The following is a 17715-nucleotide window of genomic DNA, read 5'->3' on the forward strand; positions in this document are numbered from 1 at the left end:
AACACGGAGAACCGGTCGAAAAAGCTCTCCGTACATGATTTTTCGGTCACTTTTCGTCCAATGACGCTGTAGGTGCCTGGAAAATTGCAACTTGCCGCGGCTGCACGACAAGTTGATCGGAGCATCCCCAGACGCTGGCTTTTGTTGGGCCTTTGAAAGCATTAATTGCTTGGATGGGCAGCGCCCAATAGATATGACTACAGATCAACAGTTTGAAAAAGTAATACTTTACGTAAATGAACTTATTTCTAATCAGGCAGTAGCCAGTTCGTAATCCGCCATCAGGAGCAAGTATGCAAGCCCCCCAGTTGATTCTTGCAAATCACCAGGATGCGGTTAAAATCGCAGTGGACAGACTCAACAAGCTGTGGAAGGTGAGAGATCGATCGCCTCTGTTTATGCTTCGTAGTATTATTTCTTCGCCTAGGCTAGCTGACGTATACGTGAAGGGCTTTTGTCCTGATGGACTCCGGAGGGTTGCGGATAGCTACCTTTGTGATCATACCTTATTGGGGGATCTTCCCCAGGCAACCTTCGGCATTGAATTGAGTAGTTGGCGGAGTCTAAATTTGCCGACACTATTACCCAATGAAATTCGAAATCATCATACTGACATTATTCGGTTACAGATCTGGCCATTCGACCCCAACAGTTTAAGCGAAGAACAAATGCGTTTGGCGGTCGCTGTGAGCTTTACTGATCTTGAGTTTTTTGAAGAGTCAAGACTCTCCGGCTCGGTGGATTACCTCCTTGAGGCATTCAAAATCGACAGTGAGTTTAATTACAGGGCTCGCCGATCAGAGCTTGTCTGAGTGTTGCCGCTGACCGAAAACTGACCCAGTTTCGCCCATTGTGCTGACTGAAAACTGACCCAGGTGTTCCACTGTACCTGCTCAATTTTTGAGCAGGAGAACACAGGGTGATCAGCATGGAAATGATGGGCAAAATTCGGCGGATGTATTTCCGCGACAAGCTGTCGTTGCATGAGATAGCCAAGCGCACCGGCCTGTCGCGCAACACCATCCGAAAATGGGTCAGAGCGTCGGAGTCCAAGCAGCCGGTTTATCAGCGTCGAGCCGTGTTCAACAAGCTCAGTCCCTTTCACGAGATGTTGGAGCAGGCGCTGCGGGCTGATGCCTTGAGGGCCAAGCAACATCGTCGCAGTGCCAAGGCGCTGCTGGCCATGATCCGCGCTGAAGGCTATGACGGCGGCTACAGCCAGCTCACTGCCTTCGTTCGTCATTGGCGCGGAGAGCAAGGCAAGGCGGTACGGGCATTTGTGCCGTTGGCGTTCGCATTGGGCGAGGCCTTCCAGTTCGATTGGAGCGAGGAAGGCCTGCTGATTGGCGGTGTTTTCCGACGTGTCCAGGTCGCGCACATGAAGCTATGTGCCAGCCGAGCCTTCTGGCTAGTGGCCTATCCCAGCCAAGGGCATGAAATGCTGTTCGATGCCCATACCCGCTCATTCGCCGCCATGGGCGGCGTGCCGCGTCGCGGCATCTACGACAACATGAAAACGGCGGTCGACAAGGTCTCCAAGGGTAAAGGCCGCACGGTCAACGCTCGCTTCATGGTGATGTGCTCGCACTACCTGTTCGACCCGGACTTCTGCAACGTAGCGTCCGGCTGGGAAAAAGGTATCGTCGAAAAGAATGTCCAAGATAGTCGGCGCCGCATCTGGCTGTCTGCCTGCGACAATACTTTCCATAGCTTCGAAGAGTTGAATGCCTGGCTTGCCCAGCGCTGTCGGGCTCTGTGGCACGAGCTGATCCATCCGCAGTACAACGGCCTCACCGTTGCAGAAGTCTTAGAACTGGAGCGCGTCGAAATGATGCCGATGCCGACGCCTTTCGACGGTTATGTAGAGCGCACGGTTCGCGTTTCCAGCACCTGTCTGATCAACGTGGCCCGCAACCGCTATTCAGTACCCTGTGAGCGTGTTGGCCAGTGGGTCAGCAGTCGGCTCTATCCCTCGCGAATCGTCGTGATTGCCGATGATGGTGTGATTGCCAGCCACGAGCGCCTGTTTGATCGCGATCAGGTCAGCTACGACTGGCAACACTATATCCCCCTCATTGAGCGTAAACCGGGAGCCCTACGCAATGGTGCCCCGTTTGCCGACCTACCCAAGCCACTACGCCTGCTCAGGCGCGAGCTGCGGCGGCATCTACAGGGTGATCGGGTCATGACCCAGGTCTTGGCCGCCGTGCCCGTCGCTGGCCTGGATGCTGTCCTCGTAGCGGTTGAGCTGGTTTTGGAATCTGGCAGCCTGAGCGCTGACCACATCCTCAATATCGTGGCCCGTCTGACCGCCCGTGAAGCACCACCCTCGGTCGAAACCAACCTGCAACTGAAAGTTACCCCTATCGCCAATACCGCGCGCTATGACCGGTTGCGCAGCACAGATGAGGAGGTGCGCAATGCGTGATCTTACAGAGGAACTCAAAGACTTACGCCTGCACGGCATGGCCACTGCCTGGGCAGATCTGGCCGCACAAGGTGAATCCACCACCGCCTCATCGAAATGGCTGATCGAGCATCTCCTCGATCAGGAACACGCCGACCGGGCAGTGCGCTCGGTACATCATCAGATGAATATGGCGAAACTGCCCATGCACCGCGATCTGGCTGGCTTCGACTTCGGTGTATCCAGCGCTGATGCCCGGCTGATCAAGGAACTGTCCACTCTGACCTTCACCGACACAGCTCAAAATGTGGTGTTCATCGGCGGCCCTGGCACCGGTAAAACGCACCTCGCCACCGCCCTGGCGGTGGCCGGCATCACCCAACACAACAAGCGTGTACGCTTCCACTCCACGGTCGATCTGGTCAACCTGCTGGAGCGTGAGAAGCACGAGGGCAAGACAGGGCGTATCGCCCGAGGACTACTGCGTGCAGATCTGGTAATCCTTGATGAGCTTGGCTACCTACCTTTCAGCCAGAGCGGCGGGGCCTTGCTGTTCCACTTGCTCTCTAAGCTTTACGAGCACACCAGTGTGATCATCACCACCAACCTCAGCTTCGCCGAATGGTCGAGCGTATTTGGCGACGCCAAGATGACCACGGCCTTGCTCGACCGATTGACCCACCACTGCCACATCGTCGAGACGGGGAATGAATCGTACCGCCTGCAAAACAGCACCTTAGTGGCCAAGACCAAGATCCAGGCGAGGGAGCGCAGGCGACAGGATATCGAGGAGGCGGAGGACGACCCGTTTTGACCTCTTTGGGCTGGCCTTGCTGAGTGCAGGGTCAGCACTTTTACGACGCTGTCGACTGCTAGGCTTATCCACAATTGCCGGGGTCTAAATCGGCAAGCAGCCCTGGGTCATTTTTCAATCGGCAGGGTGGGTCAATTTTCAATCAGCGCCGACAGTCTGAGCATCCTAGCTACCAAGCTATTACCTGCCGGAGGTATGGTTCATCTACGTTCCTAGGCTTGCTCCAAGGTGATCTCCCCCGGCTTTTCATTCGCAGGTGTGATCTCTGTCTGTCAAGATTCGTCAAGAATGCTACCCCGAGCCGTCGTCTTTGGGCTGATAACAGGGCCTTACATGCAAACGCTGTTGAACGAGACTTTCGACGGAGTGCGTCCCTTGATTGGCAAGGGCAAAGCGGCTGACTACATACCTACGCTGGCTGACGTGCCAGCGAACCAGCTGGATATTGCAGTCGTCGCGCCATGATTGTCATCTGGGGATATTGTCTGAGAGCAATGTGTTCATCGCCTTACTAGCCGGATTACAGCTCAGCTACCCGAAGTGCATCCTCTGGATGCCTCAGCGCTCTTTATCGGCCTGGGGGATAATTATGAGTCCAGCCCTCAGCCCATTTTTGACATTTGGATTCGGGAAAATGATATGTGCGTTTTCTTCATCGATGACCCATCTTTCGCCATCAGCGTCTTCCGCCAGTACGTAGCCAATGGGCAGGTGGGTGAAGTTCTGCACTGAGTCCGCTAGGTTAAGCTTGAACTGGTCGCTCAGCTTGATGATCTCCCTAGAGACCTCAAATACCTTCAGAGGCTGGGCAGCGTCCGGTACATCGCAATAAGTACCGTCTACCAGCGAGCGTATTACGCTTTCTATCGTTGAAAGGTCCAAGCTTTGATTCTGGCCAAAAGGTCGAGCCTTGCCCAACTCTATGGTCAAGGATTCCGCTCCTAGAGAGTTGTATGTATATGAGCTGAAGGTGACTCCGACCTTGCGCTGAAGCAGGACAGCCTCGATTCCACAGCGGCTGAGTCTGCGTAGCTCCAGCGTGGACGGGGTCCTGCCTCTTGACCAAGGATAGAGTGCGAACTGCTCTATCTTTGAGCCGCGAATAGCCGTGTGCAGATCGTAGTGAAGCTTGGATCGCGTATTGTTTGTAAAGAAAGCCTCTGCGGTGCTTTTCAATAGCTTTGCACGCCGCGCCTCCGAGCTTTGGCTCGATGTGTCACCAGCGGTAAATAGGCGATTAACATCTTCTCCTACAAACCGAACACCCTGGCGCATTGCCTCGGGATTTCCGAACATTACTAACACTCGGTTTCTGGCTCTCAACTCACCGCAAGTAATTGACTTTACCAAACGGTCCAAAAGCTCAATTGGCGCAGTCTCGTTTCCATGAAGACCGGCAGATAAGAGTAGATCAAGGTTGTGGTCTCTGCCCTTTGGTGGGGTTATTTCAAGGATGCCTTCACCCAACCATCTCAGCTCAGTTCCATCCGAGGTCTGCTGTGTGACTTCGGTGGGCGTATCATCAGCCAGCGTTAGCTCCAGCAGGTTTCCAAGCGTTTCCACTCGCACCTCTCCTCGGCAATGGCTGGTATTGGCACATTGCCGCCTAAAACGGTTACGTGAACCGGGGGAATAAAGCCGTGTTTCAGGCGCGTTCAAAGTCTAATGACAGCCCACCATGGTTGTGGGGCGGGCCGACAAGAGCATCGAAGTTTTTCTCGAAGGCGGGCATCATAGGGTTACTCCAGGGGTGAGGTGTTCAGGCAGACCAAGACGCTCGCTTTCCAGCGAGGCAACGGGATAGGAGCAGTAATCAGCGGCGTAGTAAGCGCTCGCGCGATGGTTGCCGGAGGCACCAATACCTCCGAATGGGGCACTGCTTGCAGCGCCAGTTAGAGGCTTGTTCCAGTTCACAACTCCGGCGCGACTTTCCAGCAACAGACGCTCAAACTGTGTACGAGCGTCCGAAAGCAGCCCTACGGCTAGGCCATAGCGAGTTCGGTTAGCCTCCGCAATTGCAGCATCAAAGTCCTCATATCGCACCACTTGGAGCAGCGGGCCGAACAACTCTTCGTCCACGCGATTAGTCACGTCTGTGACATCCAAAATACCCGGCGATAGCAGTGCAGAGCCAACTTGCAATTGGCTCATCGGGAGTAAAGCACGCGCGCCGTTGGCCAACAGGTCGGATTGAGCTTTCAGCAGATTCTGCGCGACATTCAACGATACAACCGCACCCATGAAGGGGGACGGCTCCGCATCAAATCGACCTACCAAGAGTTGAGAGCTGACCGACACAAGGCGATCCAGCAGTGTATCTCCCCAAGCACCAACAGGTACCAACAGACGGCGCGCACAGGTGCAGCGTTGGCCTGCCGAAATAAATGCCGACTGTACGATTGTGTAAACCGCAGCCTCAACATCTTGTACGTGATCGACGATGAGCGGGTTGTTGCCCCCCATCTCCAGGGCAAGAATCTTCTGCGGCTGACCGGCGTACTGGCGGTGCAACAGGTTGCCCGTACCACTCGAACCGGTGAAAAATAGCCCGTCGATCCCGTCGTTTGCGGCCAGAGCAATTCCCGTGTCTCGACCGCCCTGAACCAGGTTGAGCACACCTGCTGGCAGGCCTGCGTCTTGCCATGCCAGAACCGTCAGCTCGGCAACCTTGGGGGTCAATTCGCTGGGTTTGAAAACCACGGTATTGCCTGCCAGCAGTGCTGGAACGATGTGGCCGTTGGGGAGGTGACCAGGGAAGTTATAGGGGCCGAACACGGCAACCACACCATGTGGCTTGTGCCTTAATACCGCTGAAGCGTCTGCGAGCTTGCCTGACTTTTCACCGGTACGTTCCCTGTAAGCCTGCACCGAAATAGCTATCTTATTGACCATACTGGTCACTTCGGTTTTCGCTTCCCATAGGGGCTTTCCGGTTTCCTCACCAATAGCAAAGGCGAGTTGATCCGAGCGCTCGGCAAGGATGCTTGCGAATTTCTCGAGCAGGCTTACTCGGACCTCAAATGGCTGCCTCGCCCATGATGGGAATGCCACACGAGCTGCGCTGACTGCATCGGCAACTTGATCCTGAGATGCTGATTTACCTTGCCACACGGTGGCTTGATTAACAGGATCAAGGGAAATTAGCTCTTCGCCCGCTCCGGCTAACCACTGCCCGGCAATGAAATGAGTGTTCATAGTCTGGTCTTCTCTCAACTGCGCTTGGGAGGATTAAGGGGAACTGCGCGGACCGAAGCGCCTGGTTTGAGTTGAAGGCGATCAGCAGTTTGTTGATTTACGATGAGTGATCCAGCGGCCACACGGGCTGGCGCCGCAGTAATGCGAGCCTTCTCACATTGGCGGTTGTGAATAAGAAATGGTTCAGTCTGGTCGCCAGGGGTACCAACCGCGAGGACCAGAACCTGGCTATCTGCGACAGCACGAATAGACTGCGTTGTCGCTTCGATAGTCGCGCCTCCATCGAAAATGTCGACATAACCTTGGTAGCTGAAACCTTCCTTTTTCAACATCGCGAGCGCTGGCTCAGTGTTCGGGTGTACCCTGCCGATCACACTACGCGCCTCTTCTGAAAGGAAGCAGGTGTAAACAGGAAAGCGGGGCATAAGCTCGGCAATGAAGGCCTTATTGCCAAGCCCTGTGAGGTAATCCGCGCGATCAAATTCCATCTGGAAAAAGCGACGCCCGAGATTTTCCCAAAAAGGCGAACGACCATCCTTATCGGATACACCTCGCATTTCGGCAATTATCTTTTCGCCAAAGAGTTCGCTGAACTCGGCCAAGAACAGGAATCGCGCTTTGGAAAGCAAGCGGCCATTCAATCCAACTCGGTGATCGGCGTGCAGGAATAGCGAGCAAAGCTCGGAATGCCCAGAGAGATCATTGGCCAAAAATAATGTGGGATTGCGTTTGTGGATACCCAACTCTTGAGAGGCGCTGACGGTCATCCCCACCCGATAGCTGTACCAGGGCTCACGCATGCCAATTGCCGCAGCAATCGCGCAGATGCCAACGACTTCTCCGCCGTCCCCTTCCATCACGAATAGGTAGTCTGCGTCCGCAGGTTCTGCTTCGCCGCGAAACGTCTTTATTGCCCAATTTACTCGATGCCCCAGGCGCACTTCGTTTGCGGGCAACGTTGTGAGTCCTGAGCCTGTGCTCTTCGCCAAACTGAGTAGTGCTGGAAGGTCAGATTCACGAACGGGACGAACAATCATGGTTGTACTCCAGTGCTCCAGAGCGGAACGACGCGCACCGAGGAACCCTCAGACACGGCGAGTGCGAGAGCAGCCTCTGGGGATAAAACTATTGGGGCGTCTGGCACCCATTCAACTTGCACAGTGATGGCCCGGAAGCCTCCAAGGCCAAGGTTGCTAATCAAATAGCTTGAAGTGCCTGAGGGTTGCTCGCTGATGGCTACAGTCGCCAGGTGACTATGTGCGACAGTCTGGATGGACGCTAAATCCGCTTTGAGAGTGGGTCCACCGTCGAAGATGTCGATGTACCTGTCGCTTTCAAATCCTTCACGTAGAAGCACGTCATGGCTGAGGGCTGCCTGAGGGTGTACAGCACCCATTACCTCTTGGGCATCGTCCGGGAGTAGCGAGACATATACGGGGTATGATGGCATCAACTCGGCAATAAAGGTGCGACTATGTAAGCTGCATAGGCGCTCTGCTTCGTCGTAGCTCACATCGAAGAAATGGCGCCCGATAGCATTCCAGAAAGGTGCCTCACCTGCTTCGTCGCTATGCCCAATAAGCTCGGCAACAACATGGCTGGCAAAACGTGCAGGATGGTTGGCCACAAACATTAGCCGAGCGCGCAGAAACCCTTCTCCTACTGCGCTATTCCTCAAACCAGGCTCGATATAGAAGCTAGTCAGTAACGTGTAGCCAGTAAGGTCGTGACACAGCGACAGGACGTGGGCCTTGCTGTGAATGCCGAATTCGCGAGAAGCATGCACAAAGGAATCATTTCGGTAGCTGTAAAACGGTTCAGAGAAGCCAGCCGAGGCTACGATCCCAGCACAACCATGTAATCGACCTGTGTCACTGTCCTCCAGCACGAAGAAATAGCTTTCTTCGCCATGAAAAACGACATCAGCCTCCAACGATGTCATTGAAGCGATGATTTTCTCGCGCAGCTTTGCCGTATCAGTAGGTAGAGAGGTCACCCCCACATGGCTCTGATCTGCCAAGCCACAAATCTGAGGCAAATCCGCAAGCGCTGCTGGTCTCACAACTAACATGCTGCTGAATCCTTGGTCAGAGCTGCCACTGTGGCCTCTAACCGATCCAGACCTTCATCGATTTCCTCATCGGTAATCACCAAGCTCGGTGTGAAACGAACCACATCCGGGCCTGCCTGCAACACCATCACACCGTGCTCTGCCGCAGCCGTAAGCACCTCCTTCGCTCGTCCCTTCCATGGTTCGGAGAGCACTGCACCGATGAGCAGTCCTACGCCTCGCACCTGGTCGAATATTCCGTAGCGTTGGCCGATTTTCTCCAGTCGACCTTTGAACCGCAGATGCTTGAGGATCACACCGGACAATACTTCGTCAGTGTTGATGACACCCAGTGCCGCGAGGGACACCGCGCACCCGAGAGGGTTACCGCCGTATGTTGTTCCGTGGGTACCTGGACTGAGATGGGAGGCGATGGCAGCAGTGGTCAGCATTGCACCAATCGGGAATCCACCGCCCAAGCCCTTGGCACTGGTAAGTATATCCGGCGTCACCCCATAGGCCTGATAGGCATAGAGATGACCTGTACGTCCGAAGCCGCTTTGGACTTCATCGAATATCAGCAGTGCATTATTGGTATCACATAGCTTACGTACGCCTTGGAGGTAATCTTTGCTAGCGGGAACGACACCGCTCTCACCCTGGATGGGCTCAATGATGACTGCGCAAGTCCTCTCGGAAATGGCCGCCTTCAGCGCGTCCAGGTCGTTGAACTGGACATGGGTAATGCCCTTGATTTTGGGTCCGAACCCATCGGAGTACTTAGGTTGGCCACCGACGTTGACGGTAAACAGCGTTCGGCCATGGAAGCTGTTTACCATCGAGATGATTTCGAATTTCTCGGGGCCATACAGATCGTGCGCATAACGCCTCGCGAGCTTGAGGGCAGCTTCGTTTGCCTCTGCGCCGGAGTTGGCAAAGAACACTCGATCTGCGAATGTCGCTCCAACCAGTGCCTTTGCAAGCTTTAGCGCAGGCTCGTTGGTAAGCGCGTTAGAAACATGCCAGAGCTTGTCCGCTTGCTCCTTGAGCGCGTTCACCAAAACAGGATGAGTGTGCCCTAGTGCATTGACTGCTATACCGCCTGCAAAATCGATTCGCTCTACGCCTTGCTGATCCCATACCCGAGCGCCGATACCTGTTACAGGAATATATGAAGCGGGAGAGTAGCTGGGAACTAAATAGTTATCAAAATCGGCGCGACGCACGTATTCAGTGACATTAGTCATGACTTTTTCCAGGCATAAGCCAAACTTGGGTAGCTATCTTGTAGCGACCAAATATTTAAACGCTGCGTGTGCAGCCATGCATTTATGAATACTGGCACTACATCTTGCAGTTGCCATTGCTAACAGAACTAGCAGCCTGCTTGAATCAGCTACTTATCGGTCTATGGTCCAAGGAGTTATTTTAGGCAGTTAGATAGGAACTTTTTAAGTCGCTCGCTCTTTGGTTGGTCCAGAATAGACGGCCCGCCTTCCTCTTCGATTAGTCCCTGATGCAAGAAGACAACTTTGCTGGAAACCTGACGAGCAAACTCCATTTCATGCGTAACCATCAACATGGTTCGTCCTTCCTCGGCGAGTGATTTGATGACCTTCAGTACCTCTCCGACAAGCTCTGGGTCCAGCGCTGAGGTTGGCTCGTCGAACAGAAGGACTTCGGGCTCCATTGCCAAGGCCCGAGCAATAGCAACCCTCTGCTGCTGGCCTCCTGATAGGAAGGATGGATATTGCTGTGCCGTTCTGGCTGGCAGGCCCACTTTCTCAAGATACCTCTCAGCGCGGGCGACAGCTTCCTGGCGGCTTATGCCTAAGACCTTCTGGGGGCCGAGGCAGACGTTGTCCAGGACAGTCATGTGGTTCCAGAGGTTGAAATGCTGGAAAACCATACCTAGCCGAGAACGCAATTTTTCCAGTTCTTTAGCTTTGGGCATATTAGGATGGTTGCCCGTACCGATATCTAGGCAGTAATCATCTAACTGAATCCGACCGGCATCTGGCTGCTCCAGAAAATTTACACACCTAAGGAGCGTGCTTTTACCCGAGCCACTAGCGCCGATGAGCGAGATAACGTCTCCTTTGACAGCATTGAGGGAGACCCCTCGCAATACCTGATGCTCGCCATAATGCTTGCACAGTCCGGAGATAATGAGTTTTGCGGCCACCGGGCTTTTGATATTTTCTACTTTCCGCCCGTCATCCTTGTGGGTCGCAGCTTCTGAAGGTATGGACATAAATTACCCTTTCTATTATCTCCGCGCCCGTGACTTCTATCAGGCGCCGATCAGGCTATAAATGAAGGCCTTGGAAAAGTTATAAGGCTAGGAGAAATTAATTACTTACAGCTGCCGTTACAATGACTTCGATCAGTAGATCTGGATCGTCGAATGCGACCTGGCAAGTTGCGCGGGCTGGCCGACCATCAGTCCCGAGCCATTCGGCCCAAATAGCGTTCATTGCATCAAAGTCCCGCACAATGTTCGCCAACCATATCTGCACAGAGAGAGCATTCGCTTTATCACTACCAGCCTGGAGCAAGCGATCCTGAATAGTCGCCAAGACCTGCCGAGTCTGGCCTTCAATATCCTGAGAGCAATCAGAGGCAGTGATACCGGCCAGGTATACCGTTCCGTTGTGCACCACGGCACGACTCAGGCGGGCGTTACTATCAATACGTTCAATCATTGTCACTTTGAGTTCCTCCACTCATTCTTCACGTGCCAGCTCAGCCAACGTAATTGGCTTCAGCGGCGGTCTGATTCTGTAGTACCCGACCTCAGCCGGAGATACGCCTCGTGCACCAGCAAGGACCTGCGTGACGGCCAAGCCGCACTGCCGCCCTTGGCATGGCCCCATTCCACAGCGGCCAAAGGCTTTGGTCTGATTTGGTCCGAGGCAGCCCAGCGCTGCGTATTGGCGTACGGCTCCTGCCGTAACTTCTTCGCAGCGACAAATAATCGTTTCATCCGAGGGTAGCTGAAGCTCAACCACTGGACGATACAAGCGCTCAAGCATGGGCCGGATACAGTGGAATTTCTTCCAAGCCTGCCGCACAGCACTGGCTCGTTTTGCAGCTGCGTCCGCAGTTAGACCACCAATTGAATGGGCAATACCTGTGGCAGCCAAGCGCCCCTGCAAGGCAGCTGCTTCGGCACCATTCACCCCAGCACCATCGCCAGCGATGAAGAAGCCAGGGACGCTCAGCTCGCCCCAATGATCCTGCTTTGCAATCCAGCACAATTGCCCCTCATCCCAACGGTGCTCAGCGCCGATAGCGAAGGTTGGATGAGTGTTAGGCACGATGCCTTGATGGAGCAGTACCAATGAGCAATCCACATGGTGCTCAATTCCATTGCTGGTGAAACTGATCCCCTCAGCCTGGGATGTTCCTTGGATAGCGATGTTCGAAACGCCTTGGTACCACTCAATGCCTGCACGCCGGATACGTGCCATGAGCAAGATACCTTTGAGCAACTGTCGCCATGCAGGAAGCGCGGCGGGCAGATAGCGTGCGGCCTTGAAAGTGTCGGAGCGCTTGCTTGTGTCCACGAGCGCTTTAATCCTCACACCAGCTTGTAGGTACTGAACTGCCAAGAGGTAAAGGAGCGGGCCGGTACCTGCTAGCACCACTGGCCCGTTGGGCACAGTGGCTCCGGTCTTAAGTAGGATTTGGCCTGCTCCGGCTGTCATGACCCCTGGCAATGTCCAACCCGGTACGGGCATCGGACGCTCATAGGCGCCGCTACAGAACAGGACCCGATCCGCCGTTACAGCCCTTGTCTCACCAGCCACGCGGTAGTGGATTTCCCGCTCAGGGCTCACGAACCAAACGGATGCGCCAGGGACATAATCAATCCCGCTGCGCAGGAAGTCGGTAACGAGCTGAGCACCAGCCGCATATTCTTTGCCGAGCATCGCTTTGCGCTTGGAGGATGCCAAACTCACCTCGCGGTAAATCTGACCGCCAGGCGTAGCCTGCTCATCCAGTACGCGAACGCTGATGCCGTCAGCATGGAGCTGAAGGGCAGCGGAAAGGCCAGCTGGGCCTGCGCCAAGGATTACAACCTGTACGTGCTCAGACATTGGACTCACCATCAGCCGAACGAGAAAAATGAGTCTCCACTTTCAATCCCGATTCCGTCCGTACTTGGCAGGCCTGGCGAGTGACACCATTGATCTGAACCAGGCATTCAAAGCAGACGCCCATCATGCAATACGCGGATCTCGGAGCACCGCTCACTGGCGTGCGCCGGGTGCTGGTAACTCCAGCTTCAAGAAGAGCTGCGGCAAGATTGACGTTGTTCGGGACTTCTAGGCGTTTACCATCGAACTCGATCTCAACCAGGGTGTTATGGTCATCCAGCGCTCGAAACAGTGGATCAGTGCGCATGGTTGTATACCTCGCGGACAGGATTGAGGAATCGCTGGCTGTTAAAGGCTTCAAGCTCCAAGGGAGCCGGACCACCACAAATCCAAGGTGCCACTTCGTAGGCATGAACAGCTGCAAGCGTCACACCGCTATGGCAGGTCAATGCATAAACCCCAGGGAAGGACTTGGATTGTTCGTAGATAGGAAAGCCATCCGGCGTGAGCACGCGAAGTGCTCCCCAAGCCCGAACCAATTGCACATTCGCCAGATGTGGAAAGCACGCGACCGCTTTGCTCGCGATACTAGACATGATTGGAGTGCTGACCCCGTCATTTAGACCTGTAGCTTCCCCTGAGTAACCCAGTTGTACAGTGCCCTCACCGGTTTGCCGCACATAGTTGGTGGGGTAGTCCAGAAAGGACGGAACACGCTCTGTGATTAGGATTTGACCTCGGTTGGGCTCAAGGCCGAGAGAAATTCCCACCTGTTCAGCCAACGACTGATTGCCAAGCCCTGCCGCCAGAACCACTCGATCACAGCTCCAGGACTTACCCGCACCGACCAACCGATAGCATGATCCGTCACGCTCGATTGCAGAGATGTCACAACCTGTTTCCAGCATCACACCACGTTTCTGAACCGCAATGGTCAGCGCCCGTAGTAACAGCAACGGATTAGCATGACCATCGGCTGGACAATAGAGAGCCCCAACGACATCAGTACCTACGGATGGCAGGCGACGACGCAATTCGGAAGGATCAAGCTCCTCGAAGAGATAATCACCGCCTAACGCTTCGCGAAGCCAATGAAGGATTCGAGTTTCTTCGGCCATCTCCTCATCGCTGAGGCAAAGGGTAAAACCTCCAGGCTGCCGCAAATGAACATCAATGCCGGTCTCACTGAGTAAGTCATGAGCGAAGCTTGGCCAGCCTGCCGCAGAGCGCATGGTCAGTCGTGCGTACGCAGGAAGGCCATAGCCTTTTCCTTGCACCCAAACCAGGCCGAAGTTTCCACGGGCTGCTCGCAATGCGACATCGCCCTGATCCAACAGCCGTACAGATACGCCTGCGCGCGCTAAGCCATAGGCGGTCGCCAAACCGACCAAGCCTCCGCCAACTACGATTGTTTCGCTACTCATCACATCCTGCTCCGGTCAGCCTGGAAGCCGCACGTACTTATTCCGATGGGGTTACGTCGACCGAGAACCATTTTTCCGAGAGCTTCTTGATCGTGCCGTCCTTAACCGCAGCGGTAATCGCTGCATCGAATTTGGCTTTCAAAGCTGAATCAGACTTACGCAGTCCAACGCCAATGCCAGGGCCAAACACACCGCCCGAGAACGTAGGCCCCACCATTTTCGCGCCTTGCATTGACGGCTCTTTCATGGACTGTTTCAGAACCACCGCATTGGCCAACACCGCGTCAATACGCCCGCTCATCAAGTCCATATTGTGCGCATCGACGGTCTTGTATTCTCGAACCTCAACCACGTTGGCCAGGTACTTTTCGGCAAATGCAGAGGCTGTAGTCGACCCCTGCACGCCCAGTACTTTGCCCTTCAGTAGTGGGGAAATTTGTTTCACGAGCGCTTGGGCAGCGGCCTCATCGGTGTCCAGATTGATGCTCTGGCCTGCACCAGGAAGCGAGGCAAGGCCGCTGTCACCGGGGACCAGCAAGCTATTGATGGGGGCGGCATACGTACGGCTGAAACCGATGACTTCTTGCCGCTTCGCAGTGATGCTCATGCCTGCCACGATGGCGTCGGTTTGGCCTGCATTCAGGGAAGGAATCAGACTGTCCCAATCGTGTGCTGTGATTTCGCAACGGACCTTCATGCGGTCGCAGAGATCTTTTGCGAGATCAATCTCGAATCCATCGAGTTGGCCATCCGGCTTCACGAAGTTCCAAGGGGCATAACCACCTTCAGTGGTGATTCTGACCACGTCTTCTGCATGTGCAATACTCGCGCAAGTAGAAGCGACTATGATGGTACTCATCATCAATTTCTTGAATGTCATCTCGGGTTTCCTCATTTGTGATTTTGGCAGATGCACGACTATCGAGTTAGCGCCGTAGTCCCCGTGTAATCCGGGTTTCAATAAGCTGTACGATGCGGGTTACCACAAAATTAAAAATCAGATACAGGACGCCTGCGCATATAAAAACCTCTATGGGTCTGTAGGTTTGAGATACAAGCTTTGCTGCGACTCCTGTTACCTCCATGAGCGTTACGATTGACGCCAGAGATGTCGATTTGATTTGCAAGATGATCTCGTTGCCATAAGCAGGAAGCATTTGGCGCCAGGCTTGAGGGATGATGATATTCGTCCATACCTGGTCTTTGCGAAGTCCTACTGATAATGCAGACTCGATTTGCCCTCGTTGAACAGACTTAATTCCGCCACGCAGAATTTCGCAGGTATACGCTGCTGTATTGAGAGCGAGCGCTAGCAAAACACACCAGTATGCCTCTCGGAGATAAGGCCACAAGAAGCTATCGCGAACGATATGGAACTGGCCTAGTCCGTAATAGATAACAAACAACTGCACAAGCAGCGGGGTGCCACGGAAAATGCCTATGAATGTACGCGCGGGGTAGTCCAGCCAGGTATTATTTGAAAGCCGCATTGCACAGAGTAATGAGGCCAGTACCAATCCGGCAGCGCATGAAAATACCGAAAGACTCAGAGTCAGGGGGACTCCTGCCAATAGCTGCTTGAAGCAATCAAGCATAAATGCGAAATCCATTATGCTCTCCTCATTGGCTTGTCGAGCTTATGTTCGAGTCGACCGATCATGTGGCTGCTGATAGCGCTGATCAGGAAATAAAGCGCCGCTGCTGTGCAGTAGAACAAGAAAGGTTGATGGGTTGCGCCAGCCCCCATTTGCGATTGGCGCATGAGTTCTACTAGTCCTACAACACTTATGAGTGCGGAGTCTTTAAGCACTAAAAGCCAAACATTGCCAAGCCCAGGAAGAGCAAGTCTAAGAGCCTGAGGGGCGATAATGAATGCAAAGAGCTTGAGTTTTGGAAGACCAAGTGATTTCCCGGCTTCAATGCTTCCAGTAGGAACATTAATAACCGCTCCGCGAAGCACCTCTAGTTGATAGGCTCCACTGATTACAGAAATGGCTACAACGCCGACTAAGAATCCAGGAAACCCGACGAAGCCGTTAAAGCCAAAATATTGAGCAACTTGGGTTAGCACCATGCTGCTGCCAAAGTAGAACATATAGATGATCAACAGGTCGGGTATGCCACGGAGTACAGTCGTGTAGATATCCGCCAGCCACCGAAGGACTGCATATCTGGAAAGCTTCGCCCAGCAGCCTAGGCAACCAATGACAGATCCGCCAAGGAAACCGGAGACTGATATTGCACAGGTCATAAGGGCTGCGAGCAACATATCTGCCGCCCAACCCTGTTCACCAAAGCTCATGATTTGGAGGGGATTCAAGGTTCTACTCCACAAGCGGCATGCGCTTATAGCTGATGAATTTCGGGGGCAGGTGTTTCGAAGGGGCGCTAGGCTGGTGCATTTTTATTGTTCTGTTTTGGTTTTGTTGCAATTTCGCACAGCGGAGGCATAATTCAAAATCAAGATTCACCCTGTCCAGTATGTCAAAATGTTATAGGAGGTCTCATGCGGATCAACCAGCGGCAGGTTGAAGCCTTTCACGCGGTTATGCGTACGGGATCGATGACAGGTGCCGCGAACCTGATGTCAGTTACCCAACCCGCTGTAACGCGTCTAGTCCGAGACTTTGAGGAAGCAATCGGGCTGCCACTATTCGAGCGTAAAGGAAGTCAGCTCATTCCGACCCCTCAAGCGGTCGCATTGATTCCTGAGGTTGAGCGGTCTTTCATTGGGCTAGACCGCATAGGTCGACTGGCCGCCGGGATTCGTGAGCACACCGCAGGATCGCTAAGGATTGCGGCGATGCCTGCCGTTGCTAACACGCTGCTACCTCGATTCTTGTCTCAATTCCTACCGGATCGACCAAATTTGCAGATCAGCATCCTCGGTGTTCCATCGCACCAGGTTGTTGAGATGGTATCCGCAGGTCAGGTTGACATTGGCTACGCAGAAGGGCCCTTGAACCCTCACGGTGTAGAGATGGAGGCCGTGGAAATGGATGCGGTTGCTGTAATGCCCACCGGCCATCCAATGACCAAATTGGAAGTAGTGAGCCCATCAGACTTTGCAGGAGAGCGATTTATCTCCATGCGGCCAGGGTCCTTGTTCTCATCGGGGGTGCAATTGGCTCTTGCCCAAGTGCCAAGGGTGGCCCGCCTTGAAGCGAGCTTGACACACACGGCATGCGCTCTTGTGTCGCAGGGTTTGGGGGTCAGCATCGTTGACCCGCCAACGGCTATAGACTTTGCAGGAAAAGGACTGGAGGCTCGACCTTTGTCCGTAAAAATTGACACGGGCTTCCTTGTGATCAGATCCAGCAACTCAGCTCAGCAGAGCCTTACCCAGGAATTTTCTGACCAGTTCCTCAAATTTTATAGAAGTACAGACATGCTGGATCTAGAGGGATCAACGAGCGCTAGGGATTCTCCGATCAAGTCAGCACAGGCCGTTCGGCCTGTGCTGAAATAGCCCTCCGTTCAACCCCCCACAAGCCTTTTCCATGAGCCAGATGAGCTTTTCCGATTCCGAGTACGCCGGTAATCGCAAGCAAACCTGCCGTGAGCGTTTCCTTGCCTAGATAGAGCAGGTCCTACTGTAGAGCGGTTTGGTGGCAATGATCGAGCCGCATTACCCAAAGGCCGGTGGCGTTCGCAAGCCGTAGTCATGACTTGCGTGTGTAAATGTCAGTAATCACCGCCTGCGACTGATGCAGTAAAGTTTT

General features: G+C 54.0%; 17 protein-coding genes and 1 pseudogene. 5 read left to right on the plus strand and 13 right to left on the minus strand.

What is annotated here, in order from left to right; genetic code table 11:
• Positions 1-293 precede the first annotated feature (293 nt).
• The 4 genes and pseudogenes from L6D80_RS22990 to L6D80_RS23005 form a co-directional block, all read left to right on the plus strand.
• Complete coding sequence (locus L6D80_RS22990; protein ID WP_173891255.1) at positions 294-812, plus strand: hypothetical protein; 519 nt, start codon at positions 294-296, stop codon at positions 810-812.
• Positions 813-928: 116 nt separating this feature from the next.
• Positions 929-2428, plus strand: coding sequence for an IS21 family transposase (gene istA, locus L6D80_RS22995; RefSeq protein WP_166525001.1), 1500 nt, complete (start codon positions 929-931; stop codon positions 2426-2428).
• The gene (gene istB / locus L6D80_RS23000) at positions 2421-3221 is read left to right on the plus strand and encodes an IS21-like element helper ATPase IstB (protein ID WP_064328547.1); all 801 of its coding nucleotides are present in this window, start codon (positions 2421-2423) and stop codon (positions 3219-3221) included. The genes istA and istB overlap by 8 nt, the downstream gene beginning before the upstream one ends.
• Before the next feature lie 333 nt (positions 3222-3554).
• A pseudogene (locus tag L6D80_RS23005) lies at positions 3555-3674 on the plus strand (glutaminase); the annotation flags it as partial.
• A gap of 105 nt (positions 3675-3779) precedes the next feature.
• Here L6D80_RS23005 and astE read toward each other — a convergent pair.
• The 13 genes from astE to L6D80_RS23070 all read right to left on the minus strand — a co-directional run bounded on the left by astE (position 3780) and on the right by L6D80_RS23070 (position 16313).
• A complete protein-coding gene (gene astE / locus L6D80_RS23010) occupies positions 3780-4784 on the minus strand; it encodes a succinylglutamate desuccinylase (RefSeq protein ID WP_176516031.1) in 1005 nt (334 codons plus the stop codon).
• 168 nt (positions 4785-4952) lie between these two features.
• Positions 4953-6416: a succinylglutamate-semialdehyde dehydrogenase gene (gene astD, locus L6D80_RS23015; RefSeq protein ID WP_176516029.1), complete on the minus strand. Its 1464-nt coding sequence runs from the start codon at positions 6414-6416 to the stop codon at positions 4953-4955.
• A gap of 14 nt (positions 6417-6430) precedes the next feature.
• On the minus strand, positions 6431-7453 hold the full coding sequence (astA, locus tag L6D80_RS23020; RefSeq protein ID WP_176516027.1) for an arginine N-succinyltransferase: 1023 nt from the start codon (positions 7451-7453) through the stop codon (positions 6431-6433).
• Positions 7450-8487, minus strand: coding sequence for an arginine/ornithine succinyltransferase subunit alpha (gene aruF / locus L6D80_RS23025; protein ID WP_176516024.1), 1038 nt, complete (start codon positions 8485-8487; stop codon positions 7450-7452). The genes astA and aruF overlap by 4 nt, the downstream gene beginning before the upstream one ends.
• On the minus strand, positions 8481-9713 hold the full coding sequence (locus L6D80_RS23030) for an aspartate aminotransferase family protein (RefSeq protein ID WP_176516022.1): 1233 nt from the start codon (positions 9711-9713) through the stop codon (positions 8481-8483). Before L6D80_RS23030 ends, aruF begins: the two co-directional genes overlap by 7 nt.
• A 176-nt stretch (positions 9714-9889) precedes the next feature.
• Entirely contained in the window at positions 9890-10720 is an 831-nt protein-coding gene (locus L6D80_RS23035) for an ABC transporter ATP-binding protein (protein ID WP_176516020.1), read from the minus strand.
• Between the two features lie 97 nt (positions 10721-10817).
• On the minus strand, positions 10818-11171 hold the full coding sequence (locus L6D80_RS23040) for a RidA family protein (protein ID WP_176516018.1): 354 nt from the start codon (positions 11169-11171) through the stop codon (positions 10818-10820).
• A gap of 21 nt (positions 11172-11192) precedes the next feature.
• Complete coding sequence (locus L6D80_RS23045; protein WP_176516016.1) at positions 11193-12569, minus strand: NAD(P)/FAD-dependent oxidoreductase; 1377 nt, start codon at positions 12567-12569, stop codon at positions 11193-11195.
• Positions 12562-12876 (minus strand): (2Fe-2S)-binding protein, encoded by a 315-nt coding sequence (locus tag L6D80_RS23050; RefSeq protein WP_176516014.1) that lies wholly within the window; start codon positions 12874-12876, stop codon positions 12562-12564. Before L6D80_RS23050 ends, L6D80_RS23045 begins: the two co-directional genes overlap by 8 nt.
• On the minus strand, positions 12866-13993 hold the full coding sequence (locus L6D80_RS23055; protein WP_176516012.1) for an NAD(P)/FAD-dependent oxidoreductase: 1128 nt from the start codon (positions 13991-13993) through the stop codon (positions 12866-12868). Before L6D80_RS23055 ends, L6D80_RS23050 begins: the two co-directional genes overlap by 11 nt.
• Positions 13994-14030: 37 nt before the next feature.
• Positions 14031-14873: a lysine/arginine/ornithine ABC transporter substrate-binding protein gene (locus tag L6D80_RS23060; RefSeq protein ID WP_176516011.1), complete on the minus strand. Its 843-nt coding sequence runs from the start codon at positions 14871-14873 to the stop codon at positions 14031-14033.
• Positions 14874-14919: 46 nt separating this feature from the next.
• Entirely contained in the window at positions 14920-15603 is a 684-nt protein-coding gene (locus L6D80_RS23065) for an ABC transporter permease (RefSeq protein WP_176516009.1), read from the minus strand.
• Positions 15603-16313: an ABC transporter permease gene (locus L6D80_RS23070; protein ID WP_219824824.1), complete on the minus strand. Its 711-nt coding sequence runs from the start codon at positions 16311-16313 to the stop codon at positions 15603-15605. Before L6D80_RS23070 ends, L6D80_RS23065 begins: the two co-directional genes overlap by 1 nt.
• Before the next feature lie 186 nt (positions 16314-16499).
• On the opposite strand from L6D80_RS23070, the gene L6D80_RS23075 reads away from it, so the two are divergent.
• Positions 16500-17462, plus strand: coding sequence for a LysR substrate-binding domain-containing protein (locus L6D80_RS23075; protein ID WP_236183070.1), 963 nt, complete (start codon positions 16500-16502; stop codon positions 17460-17462).
• Positions 17463-17715 lie beyond the last annotated feature (253 nt).

The organism is Pseudomonas ceruminis (assembly GCF_021602025.1).
In the GTDB taxonomy this organism is placed as follows: domain Bacteria; phylum Pseudomonadota; class Gammaproteobacteria; order Pseudomonadales; family Pseudomonadaceae; genus Aquipseudomonas; species Aquipseudomonas ceruminis.

Coding starts and splice junctions, on each gene's coding strand:
- astA (WP_176516027.1), bottom strand. CDS start 7,453: ATGATTGTTCGTCCCGTTCGTGAATCTGACCTTCCAGCACTACTCAGT.
- L6D80_RS23040 (WP_176516018.1), bottom strand. CDS start 11,171: ATGATTGAACGTATTGATAGTAACGCCCGCCTGAGTCGTGCCGTGGTG.
- L6D80_RS23060 (WP_176516011.1), bottom strand. CDS start 14,873: ATGACATTCAAGAAATTGATGATGAGTACCATCATAGTCGCTTCTACT.
- L6D80_RS23030 (WP_176516022.1), bottom strand. CDS start 9,713: ATGACTAATGTCACTGAATACGTGCGTCGCGCCGATTTTGATAACTAT.
- L6D80_RS23075 (WP_236183070.1), top strand. CDS start 16,500: ATGCGGATCAACCAGCGGCAGGTTGAAGCCTTTCACGCGGTTATGCGT.
- L6D80_RS23045 (WP_176516016.1), bottom strand. CDS start 12,569: ATGTCTGAGCACGTACAGGTTGTAATCCTTGGCGCAGGCCCAGCTGGC.
- aruF (WP_176516024.1), bottom strand. CDS start 8,487: ATGTTAGTTGTGAGACCAGCAGCGCTTGCGGATTTGCCTCAGATTTGT.
- L6D80_RS23065 (WP_176516009.1), bottom strand. CDS start 15,603: ATGGATTTCGCATTTATGCTTGATTGCTTCAAGCAGCTATTGGCAGGA.
- istB (WP_064328547.1), top strand. CDS start 2,421: ATGCGTGATCTTACAGAGGAACTCAAAGACTTACGCCTGCACGGCATG.
- L6D80_RS23050 (WP_176516014.1), bottom strand. CDS start 12,876: ATGCGCACTGATCCACTGTTTCGAGCGCTGGATGACCATAACACCCTG.
- astD (WP_176516029.1), bottom strand. CDS start 6,416: ATGAACACTCATTTCATTGCCGGGCAGTGGTTAGCCGGAGCGGGCGAA.
- L6D80_RS22990 (WP_173891255.1), top strand. CDS start 294: ATGCAAGCCCCCCAGTTGATTCTTGCAAATCACCAGGATGCGGTTAAA.
- L6D80_RS23055 (WP_176516012.1), bottom strand. CDS start 13,993: ATGAGTAGCGAAACAATCGTAGTTGGCGGAGGCTTGGTCGGTTTGGCG.
- L6D80_RS23035 (WP_176516020.1), bottom strand. CDS start 10,720: ATGTCCATACCTTCAGAAGCTGCGACCCACAAGGATGACGGGCGGAAA.
- istA (WP_166525001.1), top strand. CDS start 929: ATGGAAATGATGGGCAAAATTCGGCGGATGTATTTCCGCGACAAGCTG.